We start from the raw sequence: 20,067 nt of genomic DNA, 5'->3' as shown, positions 1-20,067 counted from the left end.
ACCCCGGCCGGTCAGCCCCGGGCCGCCTTCCCGCGCTTGAGCAGGAGCTTCGGCAGGGCCGCCGGGACCGGGCGGCGGGTGACCGCCGGAGAGCCCAGCGGGACCGCGGCAAGCGATCCGTCCGGCAGGGACCCGCGCACCGACTCCGGCTCCAGGCGCAGCAGCCGGCACTCCCGGGCCCACCGCTCGGTCATGGCCTCGGAGTCGGGCGCGTTCAGCCGCTTGCCCTTGAGCTCGGCGACGGCGGCCTGCCACTCCTCGCCGCGGGGCGGGAGCTCCCGTACGGTCGCCGTCCAGGCCACCAGCCGGCCGCCCTTGTCCTTGCTCCGCACGGTCACCTCGGCGCTCGCGCCGTCCGCCAGCCCCGGGAACGGCTGCTCGCCCGGCCCGTCGCCCAGCACGTGGGCCGCGCCGTCCACCCAGGCGTGCCACAGGGCGCGGTCGGCCCCGGCGCCGCGGACCCAGATCAGGCCGGACTTCTTGGTGGCCTCCTCGACGAGGGCCAGGTCGAGCGCGCTGAGAGTCATGCCGACAGGGTAGGGGGTCGCCCCGCGGGCCGTGCGGGGCGTCCCGCGCGTCGGGCCGGCTCGGGCCGGACCTGCGGGGACCCCCTACAGCCAGCCGTGGCGGCGCAGCGCCCGGTGGATGGTGAAGCAGGCGCCGAAGATCGTGGCCATCACCATGGGGTAGCCGTACTCCCAGCGGAGCTCGGGCATGTGCTCGAAGTTCATCCCGTACACGCCGCAGATCATCGTCGGCACGGCGATGATCGCCGCCCAGGAGGTGATCTTGCGCATGTCCTCGTTCTGGGCGACCGTCGCCTGCGCGAGGTTGGCCTGGAGGATCGAGTTCAGCAGCTCGTCGAAGCCCACGACCTGCTCGTGCACCCGCGCGAGGTGGTCGGCCACGTCGCGGAAGTACTTCTGGATGTCCGGGTCCACCAGCCGCATCGGCCGCTCGCTGAGCAGCTCCATCGGACGCTGGAGCGGCGAGACCGCCCGCTTGAACTCCAGGACCTCGCGCTTGAGCTGGTAGATGCGTCCGGCGTCGCCGCCGCGCGCACGGCCCTTGGCGGGAGCCGCGAAGACGTCGCTCTCGACTTCGTCGATGTCGTCCTGCATCGCCGCCGCGACCGCGATGTAGCCGTCGACGACGTGGTCGGCGATGGAGTGCAGGACCGCCGAGGGCCCCTTCGCCAGCAGCTCGGGGTCGTCCTGGAGGCGGTGGCGCAGCCCCTTGAGTGAACCCTGGCCGCCGTGCCGGACGGTGATGACGAAGTCGGGGCCGGTGAAACACATCACCTCGCCCGTCTCCACCACCTCGCTGGTGGCGGTCAGTTCAGCGTGCTCCACGTAGTGGATGGTCTTGAAGACGGTGAAGAGGGTGTCGTCGTACCGCTCCAGCTTCGGCCGCTGGTGCGCGTGCACCGCGTCCTCCACGGCCAGGGGGTGCAGGCCGAAGGTGGCGGCGATTCCCGCGAACTCGTCCTCCGTCGGCTCGTGCAGCCCGATCCAGGCGAAGCCGCCGTCCTCGCGGACCCGGCGGATCGCCTCACGGGGCGTCAGGCACGCCGGCCCCAGGACCCGGCGGCCGTCGCGGTACACGGCGCAGTCGACCACCGCGCTGCTCGCCGACGGGTCGCGGGTGGCGTCGTAGCCGGGCTGTACGGGGGTGGACCTGCGCAGGGACGGGCGCACGGCCGCACGCAGGTAGGGCAGCATCGACATGGCAGGCTCCTTCGCACGCACGGCTGCGGACCGTGCGGGTGGGAGACCCTCCACCACCGCGCGCGGGCAGCACCGTACGGACGGGAGGGAACAGGACGGGAGGACAAGCGTTCTGCCGTCGCTCTTCTACTGATCAGAAGATCACAGAGGGCGGGAAGCGCCCGCCGGAGGAGCGGAAGAGCGATTGGTACTGCACGATCGACTTCGGTCCACCGCAGCCCCACCTCCTCCGGCCGGTCCCCCGTAGGGGACGTCCTGTCTCCGGGGCCTTGAAACAACGCTTCTGCGTGCGGCCCCGAACAGCTGTCAACACTATCAGCCGACGGATGGTCAAGACCCGCCCTTTACCCGGCTGATACGAGTTCTATGCTCGTTTCATGGCAGAAATTCTGGCCCTCGTCGAGGCCCGGCTGCGCACCGCGTTCGGTGAACCCGACGCCCGCGCCGCCGTCACCTTCCTGGGCACCGACCGCATCGAGGTACTCCGCTTCGCCGAGGGCGACCTCGTGCGGTACGCAACCCTCGGGATGTCCGCGCATCCGATGACCGATCCGACCGCCGTGGTGGCCGACCCCGTACGGGGCCCGCGCGCCGAACTGGTGCTGACCGTGCGGGGAGGCCTTGCGGACACCGACAAACTGCTCCGGCCGCTCGCGGTGCTGGCCGCCTCGCCGCAGGTCGAGGGACTGGTCGTGGCCCCGGGGGCCTCGCTCGACGTCGGCGAGCCGCTGTGGGAGGGAGCACCGTTCAGCTCCGTCCTCGTGGCGGAACCGGGCGGTCTGGTGGAGGACCTGGAGCTCGACCAGCCCCTGGAACCGGTGCGGTTCCTGCCGCTGCTGCCCATGACGGCGAACGAAGCCGCCTGGAAGCGGGTCCACGGCGCGGCCGCCCTTCAGGAGCGCTGGCTCGCGCGCGGAACGGACCTGCGCGACCCCCTGCGCGCCGCTGTCGCGCTGGACTGACAGCCCGGACGGGTGACCATGCCTTGACGGGCGGCCGGGCGGGGAGGAGCGTGGCTACCTATGAGGGGTGAACCAACTTGCCCGAAGTGCGGTGGCCGGGTCAGGGCGCCCGGACTCTTCTCCGACTCCTGGCAGTGCGCGGTGCACGGCGCCGTCCACCCCCTGCAACCCGTCCTCCCGCCGAGCGTGGAGGGCCTGGGCGTGGTCGTGCACCGGGCGCGCGTGCCGGTGTGGATGCCGTGGCCGCTGCCGCTCGGATGGCTGTTCACCGGGGTGGCCTCCGCAGGCGATGACCGCAGTGGGGGCCGGGCGACGGTGGTCGCCTGCTCGGGCCCCGGACCAGTGGGGGGCATGGGGGAGCTGCTGCTGATCGCGGAGGAGCTCGGCGTCGGCCTCGGTGCGCGCTATGCCGGGATCGACGGCCTCGACCCGGGCCGGTCCATCAACATGGCCGGCCCGCCCCACACCAAGGTGGTCGCGGCGGGCCGGCCGACACCGCTGTGGCACGTGGGCGGGGGCCCGGACGACCGGGCCGTCTTCGCCGGCGAGGCGCGCGGCCTGTGGCTGTGGGCGATCGTCTGGCCGCAGCAGTCCGGTCTCCTGCTGTACGACGAGCTGGTCCTGACGGACCTACGCGAAGGCGGCGCCGAGGTCGAACTCCTCCCGTGCGGAGCTCTGAGCCCGCGCATCCTGGGTCCCGTGTAGACCGCTCCGGGCGTCCCGGCGCGGACCCTTCCGGCGAAACCGGCTCTTCTACCCGGTTATCCTGGGGTGTCCCCCGCCCGTACGACCCATGGAGCTCGGCTGTGCGCATCGACCTGCACGCCCACTCCACGGCCTCCGACGGCACGGACACCCCCGCCGAGCTGGTGCGCAACGCCGCCGCTGCCGGGCTCGACGTGGTTGCGCTGACCGACCACGACACCGTGGGCGGGTACCGCGAGGCCCTCGCCGCCCTTCCGGCCGGGCTGACGCTGGTGACCGGCGCCGAGCTCTCCTGCCGGCTCGACGGGATCGGCCTGCACATGCTCGCCTACCTCTTCGACCCCGAGGAGCCCGAGCTCGCCCGCGAGCGCGAACTCGTCCGCGACGACCGGGTCCCGCGGGCCCGCACCATGGTCGGCAAACTCCAAGCCCTCGGCGTGGATGTCACCTGGGACCAGGTGGCGCGGATCGCCGGTGACGGTTCGGTCGGTCGGCCGCACATCGCCACCGCCCTCGTCGAGCTGGGCGTCGTGGCCACCGTCTCGGACGCCTTCACGCCGGACTGGCTCGCCGACGGCGGCCGGGCGTACGCCGAGAAGCACGAGCTCGACCCCTTCGACGCCGTACGCCTGGTCAAGGCGGCCGGCGGTGTCACCGTCTTCGCGCACCCCGCTGCCGTCAAGCGCGGCCGGTGCGTGCCGGAGTCCGCGATAGCCGAGCTGGCGGCAGCGGGACTGGACGGCATCGAGGTGGACCACATGGACCACGACACCGACACCCGGGCGCGCCTGCGTGCTCTGGCGGCGGACCTCGGGCTGCTGACCACCGGCTCCAGCGACTACCACGGCAGCCGCAAGACCTGCCGCCTGGGCGAGTACACGACCGACCCCGAGGTCTACGGCGAGATCACGCGCCGCGCGACCGGGGCCTTCCCCGTGCCGGGCGCCGGCGGACGCGAGCGCTGACCGGCCGCTGCCCGGCCCGCTCGACCCGTCCCTGACTTCTTCTTCGTGACACCCCTCTCTCCTGCAAGGCATCACTGTGTTCGACTTCGCCGTCTTCGGATCCCTTTTTCTCACCCTTTTTGTGATTATGGACCCGCCGGGGATCACGCCGATCTTCCTGGCGTTGACCTCTGGCCGTCCCGTCAAGGTGCAGCGCCGCATGGCCTGGCAGGCCGTCTGCGTGGCCTTCGGCGTCATCGCCGTCTTCGGCATCTGCGGTCAGCAGATCCTCGACTACCTGCACGTCTCCGTCCCGGCACTGATGATCGCCGGTGGTCTGCTGCTCCTGCTCATCGCGCTCGACCTGCTCACCGGCAAGACCGATGAGCCCAAGCAGACCAAGGACGTGAACGTCGCCCTGGTTCCGCTCGGCATGCCGCTGCTCGCCGGGCCCGGTGCGATCGTCTCCGTCATCCTGGCCGTCCAGAAGGCGGACGGGCCGGCCGGCCAGATCTCGGTCTGGGCCGCGATCATCGCCATGCACGTCGTGCTGTGGGTCACCATGCGCTACTCGCTGGTGATCATTCGCGTCATCAAGGACGGCGGCGTCGTCCTGGTGACCCGGCTCGCCGGCATGATGCTGTCGGCGATCGCCGTCCAGCAGATCATCAACGGCGTGCTCCAGGTCGTCCAGGGAGCCTGACCGCACGTTGCCCTACGCACGCGAACGCCTCCGCACCGGTTCCGGTGCGGAGGCGTGGACGTTTCGCGCGGAGCGTCAGACGGACGCGCTCTCGGCCGGTCGGATCAGGATGCGCTGGCCGATCGACGCGGCCTGCTGCACGATCCGGTTGACGGAGGCCGCGTCCACGACGGTGCTGTCCACGGCGGTCCCGTCGACGTCGTCCAGGCGCAGAATCTCGAAGCGCACGGGGCTTCTCCCTTCGTCAGTGTTCTCCTTGCACTGGGTCAACGAAGTGTAAGCCGCAATCATTCCCTACGCTAAGGAAATTTTTTCACTGGCTAACTATACGCGGGGGGTGGATTCCCAGAACGAGACCAGCGCGGCGGCCGTCGCCGCCGGATCCTCGGCGTTCGGGGAGTGCTCGGTTCCCGGGACGACCACCCGCAGTGCACCGAGCCGCTCGGCCATGGCGTCCATCAGCGGGACCGGCCAGGCGTAGTCCACGGCCCCGGACAGCACCAGCTTCGGCAGCGCCACCCGGCTCAGCTCGTCTACCCGGTCGGGCTCGCAGATCAGCGCCCGGCCCGTGACGATCAGCTGCTCGGGGACGGTGGCCAGCCACCGCGCGCGCAGGAAGCGCGTCAGCTCGGGCGAGTCCCCGGCGGCGTCCTGGGGGTCGGCCGCCCGCATCGCCGCCCAGATCCCCGGCATGTCGTCGCCCATCGCCTCCAGTGCCGCGACCAGCAACTTCGTCCGCGCCTGCTGCTCCTCGGCGATCGCCGCCGGACCGCTGCTCAGCAGGGTGAGCGAGGCGAAGGGCGACGGGTCGCGCAGCACGGCGGCCCTCGCGATCAGCCCGCCGAGTGAGTGGCCGACGAGGTGCACGCGGCCCGCGCCCAGGGCGCCGGCCTGCGCGAGGACGTCGCCCGCCAGCTCCTCCAGGCCGTACGCCGCCTCCTCACGCGGGCCGGGCGTCTCGTACTGGCCGCGTCCGTCCACGGCGATCACCCGGTAGCCGGCGGCGGCCAGCGGTTCCAGCAGGGCGATGAAGTCCTCCTTGCTGCCCGTGAAGCCGGGGACCAGCAGGGCGGTGCCGCGGACCGGCTCGCCGGCCTCGTGCACGGCGAAGGGTCCGCGGTCGGTGGACAGGCGGTACGCACGGGCGGCGGACGGCAGCGTGAGGCGCGGGGGCTTGCTCATGGCCCGAGGTTACCGGTCCGTAGATACCGGCGCGGCCCGGGTACGCGGACGGCCCCGGCCTCCTCGGAAGGGGGCCGGGGCCGTCCGCGCAGGTGCCGGGTCCTATGCCTCGGGCGCGGCCGCGGTCTTGCGGGTGCGGGTGCGCTTCGGCTTGGCCGGGGCCTCCTCGGCCACGGCGGTGGCGGCCGGGGCGGCTTCGGCGGTCTTGCGGGTGCGGGTGCGCTTCGGCTTGGCCGGAGCCTCCTCGGCCACGGCGACCGCCGGGGCCTCGGCGGCCGGGGTCACCGGAGCGGCCGCGGCCCTGCGCGGGCGGCGCGCCCGAACCGGCTCGACGGGCGGAGCCATCTGGAAGTCCGGCTCCGGCGTCGTCTCGACGACCCTGCGCGGGCGGCGCGCCCGGACGGGCGCCGGCTCGACGAGGGGGGCCATCTGGAAGTCCGGCTCCGGGGCCGTTTCGACGGCCTTGCGGGTGCGCGTGCGCCTCGGCCTGGCCGGGGCCTCCTCGGCGACCGGGGTCACCGCCGCCGCGGGGGCCTCGGCCACCGGGGCCTCGGCCACCGCCGCCGGGGCGGACTGCACCGGTACCGCACCCACCCGGGTCCGGCGGCGGCGCGGCCTGCGCGGCTCGTCACCGGCCGGTGCCTGCGCCTCCTCGACCACCGGGGACACGGCTGCGGCCTCGGCGCCGACCTCGGCCCCGCCCCGCGTACGGCGACGCTGGCGCGGCGTGCGGGTACGGGCCGGACGCTCCTCGACCACCGCGGCGGCCTTGGCGGCCCGGCCGCCGCGGCCACCGCGGCCGCCGGTCTCGCCCAGGTCCTCGAGCTCCTCGGCCTTCAGGCCGGCCCGCGTGCGCTCGGCGCGCGGCAGGACGCCCTTGGTGCCGGCCGGGATGTTCAGCTGCTCGAACAGGTGCGGCGACGTGGAGTAGGTCTCGACCGGATCGTGGAAGTCCAGCCCCAGCGCCTTGTTGATCAGCTGCCAGCGCGGAATGTCGTCCCAGTCGACGAGGGTGACGGCGGTGCCCTTGTTGCCCGCGCGGCCGGTACGGCCGACACGGTGCAGGAAGGTCTTCTCGTCCTCCGGCGTCTGGTAGTTGATGACGTGCGTCACACCCTCGACGTCGATGCCGCGCGCGGCGACGTCGGTGCACACCAGCACGTCGACCTTGCCGTTGCGGAACGCCCGCAGGGCCTGCTCGCGCGCGCCCTGGCCCAGGTCGCCGTGGACGGCGCCGGATGCGAAGCCGCGCCGCTCCAGCTGCTCGGCGATGTCGGCCGCCGTGCGCTTGGTGCGGCAGAAGATCATGGCCAGGCCGCGGCCCTCGGCCTGCAGGATGCGGGAGACCAGCTCCGGCTTGTCCATGTTGTGTGCACGGAAGACGTGCTGCGTGATGTTGGCGACGGTCGCGCCCTCGCCGTCCTCGGAGACGGCGCGGATGTGCGTCGGCTGCGTCATGTACCGGCGGGCGAGGCCGATGACCGCGCCCGGCATGGTCGCCGAGAACAGCATCGTCTGACGCTTCGCGGGCAGGTAGGCCATGATCTTCTCGACGTCGGGCAGGAAGCCCAGGTCGAGCATCTCGTCGGCCTCGTCCAGGACCAGGGCGCGCACGCGCGACAGGTCGAGCTTTCGCTGCCCGGCCAGGTCCAGCAGACGGCCCGGGGTGCCGACGATCACGTCGACGCCCTTGTTGAGCGCCTCGACCTGGGGCTCGTAGGCCCGGCCGCCGTATATGGCCAGGACGCGGACGTTGCGGACCTTGCCGGCGGTCAGCAGGTCGTTGGTGACCTGGGTGCACAGCTCGCGGGTCGGAACCACCACGAGGGCCTGCGGGGCGTCGGTCAGCTGGTCGGGCGTGGCCCGCCCGGCCTCGACGTCGGCGGGGACGACGACCCGCTCCAGCAGGGGAAGGCCGAAACCGAGCGTCTTGCCGGTTCCGGTCTTGGCCTGGCCGATGACGTCCGTGCCGGAAAGGGCGACGGGGAGGGTCATCTCCTGGATGGGGAAGGGGGACACAATGCCGACGGCTTCAAGGGCTTCGGCGGTCTCGGGAAAGATCCCGAGGTCTCGGAACGTAGTCAGGGTGCTGCCTCTTCTGTGAGACGCGGCGCGAGGCGGCGATGGGGGTCCTACCGTGCTGTGCTTGCAGTACTGCCACGTACGAAGCTGCGCGGGACCACTGGCCTTCGCTCAAGCGCTCTGCCGCTGAGGGGGCCCCTCGTGGGAGGCGGTACGCATGGACGTACGCACCACACCGAGGGCGGTCGGTTGGAGCCGATCGGGCCACCGACCGGGCATCCTCATTCGGATGGCCCGCCGAGTATTCGGCAGGCGCATTACCACTGTACCCCGGAATCGCGCAGGTGTGTCGGGTGAATTCACCGGGTAGGTGCGTTTAGGTGGACAGTCGGTGAGTAGACGTGGTGCTTTGAGGTGGCATTCGGCGGGCTATTGTGCGGAGCATGCCGACCGTAGAAAACGCCTCGCCCGCCGACGACAGCAGCCCCGCCGAGGCCACCGGGATCGCCTCGCAGGACTGGGCGACCGCATCTGCCTCGCCGCAGTACCGGGCCGCCGTCGTGGACCTGCTCGGTGCGCTCGCCTACGGGGAGCTCGCGGCCTTCGAGCGCCTCGCGGAGGACGCGAAGCTCGCGCCCACCCTGGACGACAAGGCCGAGCTCGCCGCGATGGCCTCCGCCGAGTTCCACCACTTCGAGCGGCTCCGCGACCGCCTCACGACGATCGACGCCGAGCCCACGGCCGCCATGGAGCCCTTCGCCCGGGGCGTTGACGCCTTCCACCGCCAGACGGCCCCGTCCGACTGGCTGGAGGGCCTGGTCAAGGCGTACGTCGGCGACTCCATCGCCAGTGACTTCTACCGCGAGGTCGCCTCCCACCTGGACACCGACACCCGCGCCCTCGTGCTCGGTGTGCTCGACGACACCGGCCACGGCAACTTCGCCGTCGAGAAGGTGCGCGCCGCGATCGAGGCCGACCCCCGCTGCGGCGGCCGGCTCGCCCTGTGGGCCCGCCGCCTGATGGGCGAGGCCCTCTCGCAGGCACAGCGCGTGGTCGCCGAGCGCGACGCGCTCTCCACCATGCTGGTGGGCGGCGTCGACGGGATGGCGGCGGGCTTCGACCTCGCGGCGGTCGGTGAGATGTTCACCCGGATCACCAAGGCCCACACCAAGCGGATGGCGGCCCTCGGCCTCGCCGCCTGACCGGGCGGTCCCCGAACGCCGTCGGCCCCGGCGCGCCATGTGCGCGCCGGGGCCGACGTATGCCGTGCGGAGGCCTCCGAGACGGGCCTCATGGGCCCGCTTCAGGGGTCATCCCCGCGACGGGAGCGAAAACGGAGTCCTGTGGGGACGCCTGCGGGGCCCGCGGGCCGGACGGAGCAGCAGCGACAGCACCACGGCCGACACCAGCACCGAGCCGATGAACGTCGCCAGCAGCGTGTTGTGTCCCGGGCCCAGCGCGAAGTGGGTGAGATAGGCCCCGAACAGCGCTCCCAGCACTCCGCTGACCAGCACCACCCACCGAGAAGGAAGCCGGGGCGCGAACCCTCGGACGGCTGCGGCGGACAGGGCGAGCCCCAGCAGCGCGGAGCCGAGCACTTCCAACAGCAGCATCAGGTCTCTCCCATACGTCAGGGCAAACCGGGTCACTGCGGTCCTACCCGAAGCGGAAGAAACGGAAACGGCCCGGCGGAATCAACCACCGGGCCGTTTCGGACAGTTCTCAGAGCGCCCCGAAACCGACCTTGCGCGTGGTCGGCTCACCCAGGTCGACGTACGACAGGCGGTCGGACGGCACCAGGACCTTGCGGCCCTTGCTGTCGGTGAGGCTCAGCAGCGGCGCCTGGCCGGACAGCGCGGCGGCGACGATGCCCTCCAGCTCCTCGGCGCTCAGGTCGCTCTCCAGCACGATCTCCCGGGGTGCGTGCTGCACGCCGATCTTGACCTCCACGGCTTTGTCCCTCCGACGATCCGGTTCGCGCGATCAGCCGCGCCGTACGCGGTCCACATTAGCCCGGAGAGGGGATGCGGACCGCGCGGAGCGGACACGCTGGCAGCGAACACCGGCGGGGATCCGTCGAGGACCCCGCCGCGTCACCGCCCGGACGGCGTCAGGACTCCGCGCCGTGCAGCGGGAAGCCGGCGATACCGCGCCAGGCGAGCGAGGTCAGCAGCCCGACCGCCGTCTCACGGGCGACCGGGCTCTCGCTGGAGAGCCAGTAGCGGGCCACCACCTGCGAGACCCCGCCCAGGCCCACGGCCAGCAGCATCGACTCGTCCTTGGACAGGCCCGTGTCCTCGGCGATGACGTCGGAGATGGCCTCCGCACACTGGAGCGAGACGCGGTCGACGCGCTCGCGCACCGCGGGCTCGTTCGTCAGGTCGGACTCGAACACCAGTCGGAAGGCGCCGCCCTCGTCCTCCACGTACGCGAAGTAGGCGTCCATCGTGGCGGCCACGCGCAGCTTGTTGTCCGTCGTCGAGGCGAGCGCGGTGCGCACCGCCAGCAGCAGCGCCTCGCAGTGCTGGTCCAGCAGGGCCAGATACAGGTCGAGCTTGCCCGGGAAGTGCTGGTAGAGCACCGGCTTGCTCACCCCGGCACGCTCGGCGATGTCGTCCATCGCGGCCGCGTGGTAGCCCTGGGCGACGAAGACCTCTTGGGCCGCGCCCAGCAGCTGATTGCGCCGGGCTCGGCGCGGCAGTCGCGTGCCCCGCGGACGCGCTGCCTCGGTCTGCTCGATGGCTGTCACGCCGCCTCCCACTTTCTCTCAGAACACAGGCGCTCTGCGCCGCGCCGCCATCGTACTTTTCGGTAACCGAATCTGGAGGGTTCGAGCCGACTTTTCTCGCGGTACGGACGGCCCGGAGGCGCTGGTCAGCGGTCGGTCGACGGTCGGTCAGCGGTAGTCGTCCTCGTCCAGCTGCACCACGCGCGCCTGCTCGGCGGCGTCGCCGTCCGCAGCCTGGCCCGCCTCGCGGCCGGAGTCGGGGTCGTCGTCGCCGGGCCGGAGATCGGCCTGCTGCTCCGCCACATCAGCCTCGGGTGCCTCAGGATCGAGGGATTCCGGAAACCGCTCCCGGAAGGTGTCCGGCTCCGCAGGGTCGACAGTCATGCCGCTCCCCTCGCTTCCTTGTGTCACTTACGAGCCTAGGAGGATCGCGGGGGCGCCGCTATGCGGATCCGCGATGAGACTGTGACCGCGAACACAACAAGTGGAACGTGATCGTCTCGTAACATTGCCCGCATGTCTTCGACCGAGCTGCCGGGCGTGCGGTCCAGCGCCGAACCGTCCTCCCCCGCCGGAGCGGTCCGGCTGGCCGACGGGGAGCAGCTGCGCACCGCCGCGCTGCCCGGGCTGGAACTGGCCGTCCGGGTCCGCCCGCCCCGGCGTGACGGCCTGCCGCCCGCCCTCTTCGTGCACGGCCTGGGCGGCTCCTCGCAGAACTGGTCGGCGCTCATGGAGCAGCTGGCGGACACCGTCGACGCGGAGGCGGTGGACCTGCCCGGCTTCGGCTGGTCCCCGCCGTCCGCCGACCGCGACTACTCCGTCACCGCGTTCGCCCGCGCCGTCATCCGCCACCTCGACGCCGCCGGGCGCGGGCCGGTCCACCTCTTCGGGAACTCCCTCGGCGGCGCCGTCTCCACCCGGGTCGCGGCCGTCCGTCCCGACCTCGTCCGCACCCTGACGCTCGTCTCACCCGCCCTTCCCGAGCTGCGCGTGCAGCGGTCGGCCGTGCCGACCGCCCTCCTGGCCCTGCCGGGGGTGGCCGGGCTCTTCAGCCGGATGACCCGGGGTCTCAGCGCCGAACAGCGCACCCGGGGGGTGACGGACCTCTGCTACGGAGACCCCTCCCGGGTGACTCCCGAAGGGTTCCGCAACGCCGTCGAGGAGATGGAGCGCCGGATGGCGCTCCCGTACTTCTGGGACGTGATGACCCGCACCTCGCGCGGCATCGTCGACGCCTACACCCTCGGCGGCCAGCACGGACTGTGGCGGCAGGCACAGCGGGTGCTCGCCCCGACCCTGCTGGTCTACGGCGGCCGGGACCAGCTGGTCTCGTACCGTATGGCGCACAAGGCCGCCGCCGCCTTCCGCGGTTCGCGGCTGCTGAGCCTGCCCGAGGCCGGGCACGTGGCGATGATGGAGTACCCCGAGGTGGTGGCCGCCGCCTTCACGGAGCTGCTGCGCGACACCGGCGCGGGGGCTGCGGACCGGGACACCGAAGACGGCAGGGGCTGAGAGCCGTGGGACGACACAGTCGAAAATCCGGGGCGCCCGCTCCGGAGTCCGTTCCGGCGCCGGCGCCTGCCGCGGTGCGCCCGCAGGCGCAGCCGGATCCCGACGGGCACGGGGACGGGGGCGGGTACGCCTACGACGCGTTCGGCAACGACGTCCCGGGCGGCGACGGCTTCGGCGGCCGCGACCCGTTCGCCGGGTGGCCCGAGTCGACCGTCACCCACCACGGATACGTGGCCCAGGACCGGCCCGCCGACGGTGCGCGGGCCGGCGGCCACCCCCAGCAGTACGAGGGCGGCGCCCCCGGCGTCGGACCCGACTCCGTGTACGGGGACTGGCGGGGCGTACCCCGCCCGCGCTCCGGCGACCGTCCCGCCCCCGCGGCACGGGCCGGGTCCCCCGCCACCCCGAGGGACTACGACACCCCGGCCTTCGGCACGCCCGCGGTGGGCTTCCCGCAGGTCACGCTCGAAGAGCCGGCTCCCCGTGCGTCCGAGCCCGCGACCGCGCCCGGGCCGGCCCCCGTCACCTCGGCCGGCCCGCACCGCCTCGTGCCCGGCCCCCGGGTGCCGGCCGATCCGGTCGAGGAGCGGCCCGCCTCCGGCCGCGGCAAGAAGGCCCTCGCCTACACCGGCATGGCAGCGGCCGCGGTCACCACCGTCCTCGCGGTGGTCGTCGCCGGCCAGGGGTTCCTCGACCCGGACGCCGACGAGACCAGGGCCGGCGCGCCCACCGCCACCGGCAAGGACCGCAGCGACACGGCCGCGTCCCGCTCGGACGGCCGGCCCACCCCGAACGGCGGCGTGGCCGCCCCCGTCGCGCCGTCGGCCGACGCTCCCGCGCCCGAGCTGACGTACGAGCAGCAGCTGGCCGCGCAGCTCCCCATCGATCCGAAACTCACCGGTCCCGGCACCTTCGACACCGTGCCCGGGGTGGCCAAGGCTCCCGGCAAGGGCAGGGTGGTGCGCTATCGCGTCGACGTCGAGCAGGGCCTGGGCCTGGACCCGATGTTCTTCGCCGAGGCCGTCCACCGCACCCTCAACGACGACCGGAGCTGGGGCCACGGCGGTACGAAGACCTTCGAGCGGGTGCCAGGCGGCGAGTCCGACTTCGTGATCACCCTGGCCAGCCCCGGCACCACCGGGGTCTGGTGCGCCAAGTCCAACCTCGACACCGTCGTCGGCAACGTCTCCTGCGACTCGGCCCAGACCGAGCGCGTGATGATCAACGCCTTCCGGTGGGCCCAGGGCTCCGAGACCTACGGTCCGGACCAGATGGCCGCCTACCGCCAGATGCTCATCAACCACGAGGTCGGCCACCGGCTCGGCAACGGCCACGTCAACTGCCGCACCCCCGGCGCCCTCGCCCCGGTCATGCAGCAGCAGACCAAGTCCCTCAACATCAACGGCATCGAGTGCAAGCCCAACCCCTGGGCGTTCCCGGGGAACTGACCCGGAGCCCGGTGGGCGGGTGGCGGCCGCCCCGGCACGGCGTCCGCTCACCGCGGTGCGGCCGCCCCGGCGTGGCCGACATCCTTCGGCGCCGACACCGGCCGACCGCGCGGCGCCCCCTCTCCCCCCGACACGTGACCCCCGTCCCGGTACACCCTGGATCCGGAGCCGGCCGGACACCGGATCCGGTAGCGCCGGAAGCTCCTCGCCCCCGCCGGGCGCAAGGCCGTCCGAGGCTGTACTTCTAGCGTGCTCGAACGCGAACCGTACGGGAAAGTTACGACTCTTCACCCCTTCCGGTGGCGCGACGGACAACCGTCCGTCGCGCCTCCGGTCCATCCGCTTGAGTTCTCCCGCAGCGGGTCGCCTGACCGACGGCGACCGCCTGAACGGGAGATCGGGGGTGCCGCTCGTGCGGATCGGACTGCTCACAGAAGGTGGTTATCCGTATGCCACGGGCGAGGCCGCGCCGTGGTGCGACCGGCTCGTGCGCGGACTCCCGCAGCACGAGTTCGAGCTCTACGCGCTGAGCCGCAGCGCCGAGCAGGAGCGCGCCCGGGTCCCGCTGCCCGAGCACGTCACCCACGTCCGCACGGCCCCCCTGTGGGCCCCCGCCGACGACGGGCGCAGCTACTCCCGGCGTGAGCGCCGCCGGTTCACCGACTGCTTCCAGCAACTGGTCCACGGGGTCTGCTCCGGCGCGCCGGAGCCCTTCGCCACCGGTCTGTACGGTCTCGCCGGCCTCGCCCGCGAACAGGGCGGGCTGTATGCGGCATTGCGCTCCGAGTCCGCGGTGCGGGCACTGGAGGCCGCCTGTCGGGCCCCGGGCGCGAGTCGCACCGTGCAGGTCGCCCAGGTGGCGGACCTGCTGGAGTTCGTGGACGAACTGGAGCGCATGCTGCGCCCGCTGTCCCTCGACTGGTACGAGGAGGACGCCCGGGGCGAGGGCCTCGGCGCCGTCGACGTCTGCCACGCCGGCGCGGGTGGGGTGGCGGCGCTCCCCGGTCTACTGGCCAAACGCTTCTTCGGAGTCCCGCTGCTGGTCACCGAGTACGGAGTCCAGCTGCGCGCCCACTACCTGTCCCACCTCGGCGCGGGCGGGGGCGAGGAGCCCCGCCCCGCGGTACGGGCCCTGCGCGCCGCCTTCCACCTGCGGCTGGCCTGCGAGATCTACGCCCGGGCCGACTTCCTGACCCCCGGCAACGCTCACGCCCGGCGCTGGCAGGAGCGCTGCGGCGCGACCCGTGACCGGCTGCGGACCGTCTACCCGGGGATGGAGGCGGACCGATTCGCCACCGTGGGGGAGTCCGCCGACTGCGGGGACCCCCACACGCTCGTGTGGGTGGGCCGGGTGGAGCCCGCCAAGGACCTGATCGCACTGCTGCACGCCTTCGCCGAGATCAGAAGGGCCGAGCCGGGCACCCGCCTGCGGATCTTCGCCACGGCCGCGGACCCCGGCTACCTCGCCGACTGCCTTAGCCTCGCCGCGCAGCTGTTCCCCGATGAGGCCGCGGACCGCGTCACCGTCGGGGAGAACCCGGTCGCCTTCGAGCAGATCGGCGGACCGGAGGCACCTTCCACGGCCGAGGCCTACGGCGCCGGGCGGATCGTCGTGCTGTCCTCCGTGATCGAGGGCTTCCCCCTCGCCCTGGCCGAGGCGATGCTCTGCGGGCGCGCCACCGTCTCCACCGACGTGGGCGCGGTCCGCGAGGTCATCGGAGGTACCGGGCTGGTCGTCCCGCCGCGCAACCCGAAGGCGCTCGCCGAAGCCTGTCTGTCCCTGCTCGGGGACGCCGAGCGGGCGGAGCGCCTGGGAGCCGCCGCCCGGGCACGGGCCCTGGAGCTGTTCACCGTCGAGCAGAACGTCACCGCCTTCCAGGAGATCTACCTGCGGCTGCTCGCCAGGGGTTCCGAACGGCCCGACGGCGGCGTCCCCTTCGCCCGCCCCCCGGAGGCGCGGGTACCCGGGCACTGGACCAGCCCGACCTGGGCGAAGCCCGCACCGGAACCGACCGCGGAGGCCGCCGTATGACCACCGTCGACCCCGAAGCCGTCGCCCCCGAAGCCGTCGCCCCCGAGGCCGTCCGCACCGAGACGCCCGGCCCCGACGCCCCGGTCCCGGCCGCACCCTTGCCGTCGCCGGTCGCCGGCCAGGCCCGCCGGCGGGCCGCGGGGGATCCGGTCAAGGCCCTGCTGCACCGGCACCGCGAGCTGTGCGAGCGGGCCGTGGACCCGCTGGAGATCGCCGCCGGGCTGGAGGCGCACGGCATCACCGACCGCACCGCCGCCCGCTTCCGGCACCGCGACGTCTTCTCCCTCGCCGAGGAGCTGTACGCCCGCAGCCCGCGCGGGGAGGCGCCCGCCGCCGCGCCGGCCCTGGTCCCGGCCGGGCCGTCCGCCTTCCGCCGGTTCGGCTGCGCGCTGCTGCCCGGGGCCCTCGCCGCGGCCGCGGCCGGTGCGGGCCAGGCATGGGCCGGGCCCGCCGCCGTGGCCGCCATCGTCGCCGCCCTGGTGTGGCCGGGGCGGGCCGCCGGAAGCCGCGTCCCCTGGCTCGCGCACCTGCTCGCCGCCGCCGTCGCCGGCTGGGCCGTGTACCGGTACGGCACCGCCCTCGCGGTCTGCCTCGCACTGGCCGTCGCCCCCGGGCACCTGCTCGCTGCGGCCTTCGCCGCCGGGGCCCGGACCCGGCTCGGCGGGAGCCGCGCCCTGGAGGACTTCGCGGCCCGGGCGCGCCCCCTGCTGCTGGCGTCCGTCGGCGTCTTCACCGGGGCCGCCGCGGGGGCCGCGGTCCTGGCCGGGACACCGCTCGCGGCGGCCGTGCCGCTCGCCCTGCTGCTCTTCCTGACCAGGCTCCAGCTTCGGCACGGAACCCGCCCGGGGCCCGTCGCCGCCGCACTCGCCGTCGCTCTGGTCCCGGCTCCGGCGGCGGCCACCGCCGCCGCGGCCGCCCTCCTCGTACACACCGTCCTCGCCCTGTCCCGCGCCTGCGCGCACGCGAGGACCTGACGCCCCCGGGACCACCACAGCCCTTCGGAGCCGGCGCCGAGGCACTCAGCCTGTACCCCGCCCCGTCCATCCACACGTCCGCAAGGAGAAACAGACATGACCGGCCAGCCAACCGACCAAGGGGTCGCGCGATGAGGGTGCTGCTGATCGGAGCCAACGGATACCTCGGCCGCTACGTCGCCGACCGGCTGCTCGCCGACCCGGCCGTGCAGCTCACCGCACTCGGCCGCGGCGACGACGCCGACGTCCGCTTCGACCTCGCCACCGGTAGCCCCGGAGCGCTCACCCGCTTCCTCGACGCCGTCCACCCGGGCGTCGTCATCAACTGCGCCGGAGCGACCCGGGGCGGGGCCCGCGAGCTCACCCGGCACAACACCGTCGCCGTCGCGACGATCTGCGAGTCACTCCGCCGCAGCGGCTGCGGGGCCCGGCTCGTACAGCTCGGCTGCGCCGCCGAGTACGGGCCCAGCCAGCCGGGGTCCTCCACTGCCGAGGACGCCGTCCCGAGACCCGGCGGACCGTACGGCGTCAGCAAACTGGCCGCCACCGAGCTGGTGCTCGGCTCCGGTCTGGACGCCGTCGTGCTGCGGATCTTCTCGCCCGTCGGCCCGGGCACCCCTGCCGGATCCCCGTTGGGCCGACTGGCCGAGGCCATGCGCCGGGCGATGCAGTCCGGCGACGGCGAGCTCAAGCTCGGCGGGCTCGGCGTGCAGCGCGACTTCGTCGACGTACGGGACGTCGCGCGGGCCGTGCACGCGGCATCCCTGTCCGCCGCCCAGGGCGTGGTCAACATCGGCACCGGCCGTGCCGTCCGGCTGCGCGACGCGGCCGCCGTCCTGGCACGGGTCGCCGGCTACGGAGGAGCCCTGCACGAGCTGGACGTGCCGCACGGCGGTTCCCAACAGGCGCACGGGCACCCCGGCCGCCCGGCCGGGCTCGCCTCCATCGGGAGCCCCCGCTCCGAGGCCACTGCCGAGCAGATGGCCGCAGCGGCTCCCCAGTCGTATCCCTACCCGGACGGATGCGGAGCCTGGCAGCAGGCGGACGTGCGAACCGCCCGCGACCGGCTCGGCTGGCGGCCCCGGATCGGCCTGGAAGAGTCCCTCGCGGACATCTGGATGGAGGCGGCGTGCCGCATCTGACCACTCCGCCCGGCGCCCTGACGGCAGCCGCGACCGGTGCGGGCCGTCTCGGGCTGGGCATCCCCGGCTACGCCCACCCGCTGCTCGCCCCCGTCGAGTGGGCCGAGCTGACCCGCCCGGGCACCCCGCTGCACTGGGCCGTGCTGAACGTCACGGACGGCCCGGGAGGCCGGCCCGACCCGCACTGCACCGAAGCGGCCGCCAAGCTGCACCGCGCGGGCGGCACGGTCCTGGGCCATCTCGCGATGCGGGACGGGGCGCGGTCCTTCGGTGAGCTGGTCTCCGACGCCCACCGCTTCCGCGACTGGTACGGCGTCGGCGGCTTCTACCTCGCCGAGGCCCCGGCCGACAAGGCGGACCTGGACGCGGTGCGCCGGGTCGTCGACGCCCTGCGGAGCCTGGGCGAGGACCTGCGGATCGTCCTCGGCCACGGCACCCACCCGTACGCGGGCTACGCGGAGGCCGCCGACCAGCTGGTCACCTTCTCCGGGGCCTGGACCGACTACCGCTGGTCGCAGGTGGCGGAGTGGACGGCGGAGTACCCGCCGGAGCGGTTCTGCCACCTGGTCCACGGAGTCCCGCGCACTCATCTGGAAGAGGCGATGCGGATCGCCCGCTGGCAGGGCGCCGGCACGATCTGGTTCACCGACCGGCGCGCCGTCGGGGACCGCGACCCGTGGGCCTCGATGCCCGGCTACTGGGACGAAATCGTCTCACGTATCGGAACAGGTGTCTTGGAATGAAGACGGGCGTGGCAGTGTTACGGAGAGAACCACCGTTAAGTCGTCACATCTACGGAGTCCCCGTGTCGCTGCCACCCCTGGTCGAGCCGGCTGCTGAGCTCACCGTTGACGAGGTCCGTCGGTACTCCCGCCACCTGATCATCCCGGATGTCGGGATGGACGGTCAGAAGCGCCTGAAGAACGCCAAGGTGCTGGCCGTGGGCGCGGGCGGCCTCGGCTCGCCCGCCCTCATGTACCTGGCCGCGGCCGGCGTGGGCACGCTGGGCATCGTGGAGTTCGACGAGGTCGACGAGTCGAACCTGCAGCGCCAGATCATCCACAGCCAGTCGGACATCGGCCGCTCCAAGGCCGAGTCCGCCCGCGACAGCGTGCTGGGCATCAACCCGTACGTGAACGTGGTCCTCCACGAAGAGCGGCTCGAAGCCGAGAACGTGATGGAGATCTTCAGCCAGTACGACCTGATCGTCGACGGCACGGACAACTTCGCCACGCGCTACCTCGTCAACGACGCCTGCGTGCTGCTGAACAAGCCGTACGTCTGGGGTTCGATCTACCGCTTCGACGGCCAGGCCTCGGTCTTCTGGTCCGAGCACGGCCCCTGCTACCGCTGCCTCTACCCGGAGCCCCCGCCGCCGGGCATGGTGCCCAGCTGCGCCGAGGGCGGCGTCCTCGGCGTGCTCTGCGCGTCCATCGGCTCCATCCAGGTCACCGAGGCCATCAAGGTCCTCACCGGTGTCGGCGAGCCGCTGGTCGGCCGCTTGATGATCTACGACGCCCTGGAGATGCAGTACCGCCAGGTCAAGGTCCGCAAGGACCCCGACTGCGCGGTCTGCGGCCCGAACGCGACGGTCAAGGAGCTCATCGACTACGAGGCCTTCTGCGGCGTGGTCTCGGAAGAGGCCCAGGAGGCGGCCGCCGGCTCCACGATCACTCCGAAGCAGCTCAAGGAGTGGATCGACGGCGACGAGCTGATCGAGATCATCGACGTCCGCGAGGTCAACGAGTACGAGATCGTCTCGATCCCCGGCGCGAAGCTGATCCCCAAGGGCGAGTTCCTGATGGGCACGGCCCTCCAGGACCTGCCCCAGGACAAGCGCATCGTCTTGCACTGCAAGACGGGTGTCCGCAGTGCGGAAGTCCTGGCGGTCCTGAAGTCGGCGGGCTTCGCCGACGCGGTGCACGTCGGCGGTGGCGTCATCGGCTGGGTCCACCAGATCGAGCCCGAGAAGCCGGTCTACTGATC

The 20,067-nt window shown here is 73.1% G+C and carries 21 protein-coding genes; 12 read left to right on the top strand and 9 right to left on the bottom strand.

The features are described from left to right. Positions 1–11: 11 nt before the first annotated feature. Together AW27_RS11135 and AW27_RS11130 are read right to left on the bottom strand one after the other, a co-directional pair. Positions 12–527 (bottom strand): hypothetical protein, encoded by a 516-nt coding sequence (locus tag AW27_RS11135; protein ID WP_037919534.1) that lies wholly within the window; start codon positions 525–527, stop codon positions 12–14. 84 nt (positions 528–611) lie between these two features. Next, positions 612–1,727 carry a magnesium and cobalt transport protein CorA gene (locus AW27_RS11130; RefSeq protein ID WP_037919535.1) on the bottom strand — a complete coding sequence of 372 codons (1,116 nt, stop codon included), beginning with the start codon at positions 1,725–1,727 and terminating at the stop codon, positions 612–614. 377 nt (positions 1,728–2,104) lie between these two features. On the opposite strand from AW27_RS11130, the gene AW27_RS11125 reads away from it, so the two are divergent. From AW27_RS11125 to AW27_RS11110, 4 genes are all read left to right on the top strand, one after another. Then, on the top strand, positions 2,105–2,689 hold the full coding sequence (locus AW27_RS11125; protein ID WP_037919536.1) for a suppressor of fused domain protein: 585 nt from the start codon (positions 2,105–2,107) through the stop codon (positions 2,687–2,689). A gap of 60 nt (positions 2,690–2,749) precedes the next feature. Then, positions 2,750–3,394: a DUF6758 family protein gene (locus AW27_RS11120; protein ID WP_037919537.1), complete on the top strand. Its 645-nt coding sequence runs from the start codon at positions 2,750–2,752 to the stop codon at positions 3,392–3,394. 101 nt (positions 3,395–3,495) lie between these two features. Beyond that, a complete protein-coding gene (locus tag AW27_RS11115) occupies positions 3,496–4,359 on the top strand; it encodes a PHP domain-containing protein (protein WP_037919539.1) in 864 nt (287 codons plus the stop codon). 76 nt (positions 4,360–4,435) lie between these two features. Then, complete coding sequence (locus AW27_RS11110) at positions 4,436–5,041, top strand: MarC family protein (protein WP_037919541.1); 606 nt, start codon at positions 4,436–4,438, stop codon at positions 5,039–5,041. 75 nt (positions 5,042–5,116) lie between these two features. Here AW27_RS11110 and AW27_RS11105 read toward each other — a convergent pair whose 3' ends face one another. The 3 genes from AW27_RS11105 to AW27_RS11095 form a co-directional block, all read right to left on the bottom strand. Beyond that, entirely contained in the window at positions 5,117–5,269 is a 153-nt protein-coding gene (locus AW27_RS11105; protein WP_172671287.1) for a hypothetical protein, read from the bottom strand. Positions 5,270–5,365: 96 nt separating this feature from the next. Then, entirely contained in the window at positions 5,366–6,223 is an 858-nt protein-coding gene (locus AW27_RS11100; RefSeq protein WP_037919543.1) for an alpha/beta fold hydrolase, read from the bottom strand. Positions 6,224–6,325: 102 nt separating this feature from the next. After that, positions 6,326–8,218, bottom strand: a complete 1,893-nt coding sequence (locus tag AW27_RS11095; RefSeq protein WP_037920007.1) for a DEAD/DEAH box helicase — start codon at positions 8,216–8,218, stop codon at positions 6,326–6,328. A 470-nt stretch (positions 8,219–8,688) separates the two neighbouring features. Between AW27_RS11095 and AW27_RS11090 the strand changes: the two genes are divergently transcribed. Further along, positions 8,689–9,447 carry a ferritin-like fold-containing protein gene (locus AW27_RS11090; protein WP_037919545.1) on the top strand — a complete coding sequence of 253 codons (759 nt, stop codon included), beginning with the start codon at positions 8,689–8,691 and terminating at the stop codon, positions 9,445–9,447. Between the two features lie 108 nt (positions 9,448–9,555). Here the strand turns inward: AW27_RS11090 and AW27_RS11085 are convergent, their stop codons facing one another. The 4 genes from AW27_RS11085 to AW27_RS11070 form a co-directional block, all read right to left on the bottom strand. Continuing rightward, positions 9,556–9,858 (bottom strand): hypothetical protein, encoded by a 303-nt coding sequence (locus tag AW27_RS11085; RefSeq protein ID WP_172671288.1) that lies wholly within the window; start codon positions 9,856–9,858, stop codon positions 9,556–9,558. Between the two features lie 109 nt (positions 9,859–9,967). Further along, a complete protein-coding gene (locus AW27_RS11080; RefSeq protein ID WP_037919546.1) occupies positions 9,968–10,195 on the bottom strand; it encodes a DUF3107 domain-containing protein in 228 nt (75 codons plus the stop codon). A 160-nt stretch (positions 10,196–10,355) separates the two neighbouring features. Next, entirely contained in the window at positions 10,356–10,994 is a 639-nt protein-coding gene (locus tag AW27_RS11075; protein WP_037919547.1) for a TetR/AcrR family transcriptional regulator, read from the bottom strand. A gap of 147 nt (positions 10,995–11,141) precedes the next feature. Beyond that, on the bottom strand, positions 11,142–11,357 hold the full coding sequence (locus AW27_RS11070; protein ID WP_037919550.1) for a hypothetical protein: 216 nt from the start codon (positions 11,355–11,357) through the stop codon (positions 11,142–11,144). A gap of 132 nt (positions 11,358–11,489) precedes the next feature. Here AW27_RS11070 and AW27_RS11065 point away from each other — a divergent pair, with 132 nt between their 5' ends. From AW27_RS11065 to moeZ, 7 genes are all read left to right on the top strand, one after another. Next, positions 11,490–12,485, top strand: coding sequence for an alpha/beta fold hydrolase (locus AW27_RS11065; RefSeq protein WP_037919552.1), 996 nt, complete (start codon positions 11,490–11,492; stop codon positions 12,483–12,485). Between the two features lie 74 nt (positions 12,486–12,559). Further along, on the top strand, positions 12,560–13,933 hold the full coding sequence (locus AW27_RS11060; protein ID WP_483316534.1) for a DUF3152 domain-containing protein: 1,374 nt from the start codon (positions 12,560–12,562) through the stop codon (positions 13,931–13,933). A 412-nt stretch (positions 13,934–14,345) separates the two neighbouring features. Then, positions 14,346–15,965, top strand: coding sequence for a DUF3492 domain-containing protein (locus AW27_RS11055; RefSeq protein WP_037920011.1), 1,620 nt, complete (start codon positions 14,346–14,348; stop codon positions 15,963–15,965). After that, positions 15,962–16,939, top strand: a complete 978-nt coding sequence (locus tag AW27_RS11050) for a hypothetical protein (RefSeq protein ID WP_052030307.1) — start codon at positions 15,962–15,964, stop codon at positions 16,937–16,939. The genes AW27_RS11055 and AW27_RS11050 overlap by 4 nt, the downstream gene beginning before the upstream one ends. Before the next feature lie 131 nt (positions 16,940–17,070). Next, complete coding sequence (locus tag AW27_RS11045; protein ID WP_037919555.1) at positions 17,071–18,081, top strand: NAD-dependent epimerase/dehydratase; 1,011 nt, start codon at positions 17,071–17,073, stop codon at positions 18,079–18,081. Next, a complete protein-coding gene (locus tag AW27_RS11040; RefSeq protein ID WP_037919557.1) occupies positions 18,069–18,824 on the top strand; it encodes a spherulation-specific family 4 protein in 756 nt (251 codons plus the stop codon). Before AW27_RS11045 ends, AW27_RS11040 begins: the two co-directional genes overlap by 13 nt. 62 nt (positions 18,825–18,886) lie before the next feature. Continuing rightward, entirely contained in the window at positions 18,887–20,065 is a 1,179-nt protein-coding gene (gene moeZ, locus AW27_RS11035; RefSeq protein WP_037919559.1) for an adenylyltransferase/sulfurtransferase MoeZ, read from the top strand. The last annotated feature ends 2 nt before the right edge of the window (positions 20,066–20,067 follow it).

The sequence above is a fragment of the Streptomyces sp. PCS3-D2 genome (assembly GCF_000612545.2).
Taxonomy (GTDB): Bacteria; Actinomycetota; Actinomycetes; order Streptomycetales; family Streptomycetaceae; genus Streptomyces.
The sequence above is the reverse complement of the archived record's forward strand: the minus strand, read 5'-3'. Positions and strand labels throughout refer to the sequence as shown.

Excerpts from the sequence above, each read along its gene's own strand:
- AW27_RS11095 (WP_037920007.1), bottom strand. The coding sequence starts at position 8,218 with ATGACCCTCCCCGTCGCCCTTTCCGGCACGGACGTCATCGGCCAGGCC.
- AW27_RS11135 (WP_037919534.1), bottom strand. The coding sequence starts at position 527 with ATGACTCTCAGCGCGCTCGACCTGGCCCTCGTCGAGGAGGCCACCAAG.
- AW27_RS11090 (WP_037919545.1), top strand. The coding sequence starts at position 8,689 with ATGCCGACCGTAGAAAACGCCTCGCCCGCCGACGACAGCAGCCCCGCC.
- AW27_RS11050 (WP_052030307.1), top strand. The coding sequence starts at position 15,962 with ATGACCACCGTCGACCCCGAAGCCGTCGCCCCCGAAGCCGTCGCCCCC.
- AW27_RS11085 (WP_172671288.1), bottom strand. The coding sequence starts at position 9,858 with ATGCTGCTGTTGGAAGTGCTCGGCTCCGCGCTGCTGGGGCTCGCCCTG.
- AW27_RS11130 (WP_037919535.1), bottom strand. The coding sequence starts at position 1,727 with ATGTCGATGCTGCCCTACCTGCGTGCGGCCGTGCGCCCGTCCCTGCGC.
- AW27_RS11125 (WP_037919536.1), top strand. The coding sequence starts at position 2,105 with ATGGCAGAAATTCTGGCCCTCGTCGAGGCCCGGCTGCGCACCGCGTTC.
- AW27_RS11070 (WP_037919550.1), bottom strand. The coding sequence starts at position 11,357 with ATGACTGTCGACCCTGCGGAGCCGGACACCTTCCGGGAGCGGTTTCCG.
- AW27_RS11045 (WP_037919555.1), top strand. The coding sequence starts at position 17,071 with ATGAGGGTGCTGCTGATCGGAGCCAACGGATACCTCGGCCGCTACGTC.
- AW27_RS11065 (WP_037919552.1), top strand. The coding sequence starts at position 11,490 with ATGTCTTCGACCGAGCTGCCGGGCGTGCGGTCCAGCGCCGAACCGTCC.
- AW27_RS11120 (WP_037919537.1), top strand. The coding sequence starts at position 2,750 with ATGAGGGGTGAACCAACTTGCCCGAAGTGCGGTGGCCGGGTCAGGGCG.
- AW27_RS11100 (WP_037919543.1), bottom strand. The coding sequence starts at position 6,223 with ATGAGCAAGCCCCCGCGCCTCACGCTGCCGTCCGCCGCCCGTGCGTAC.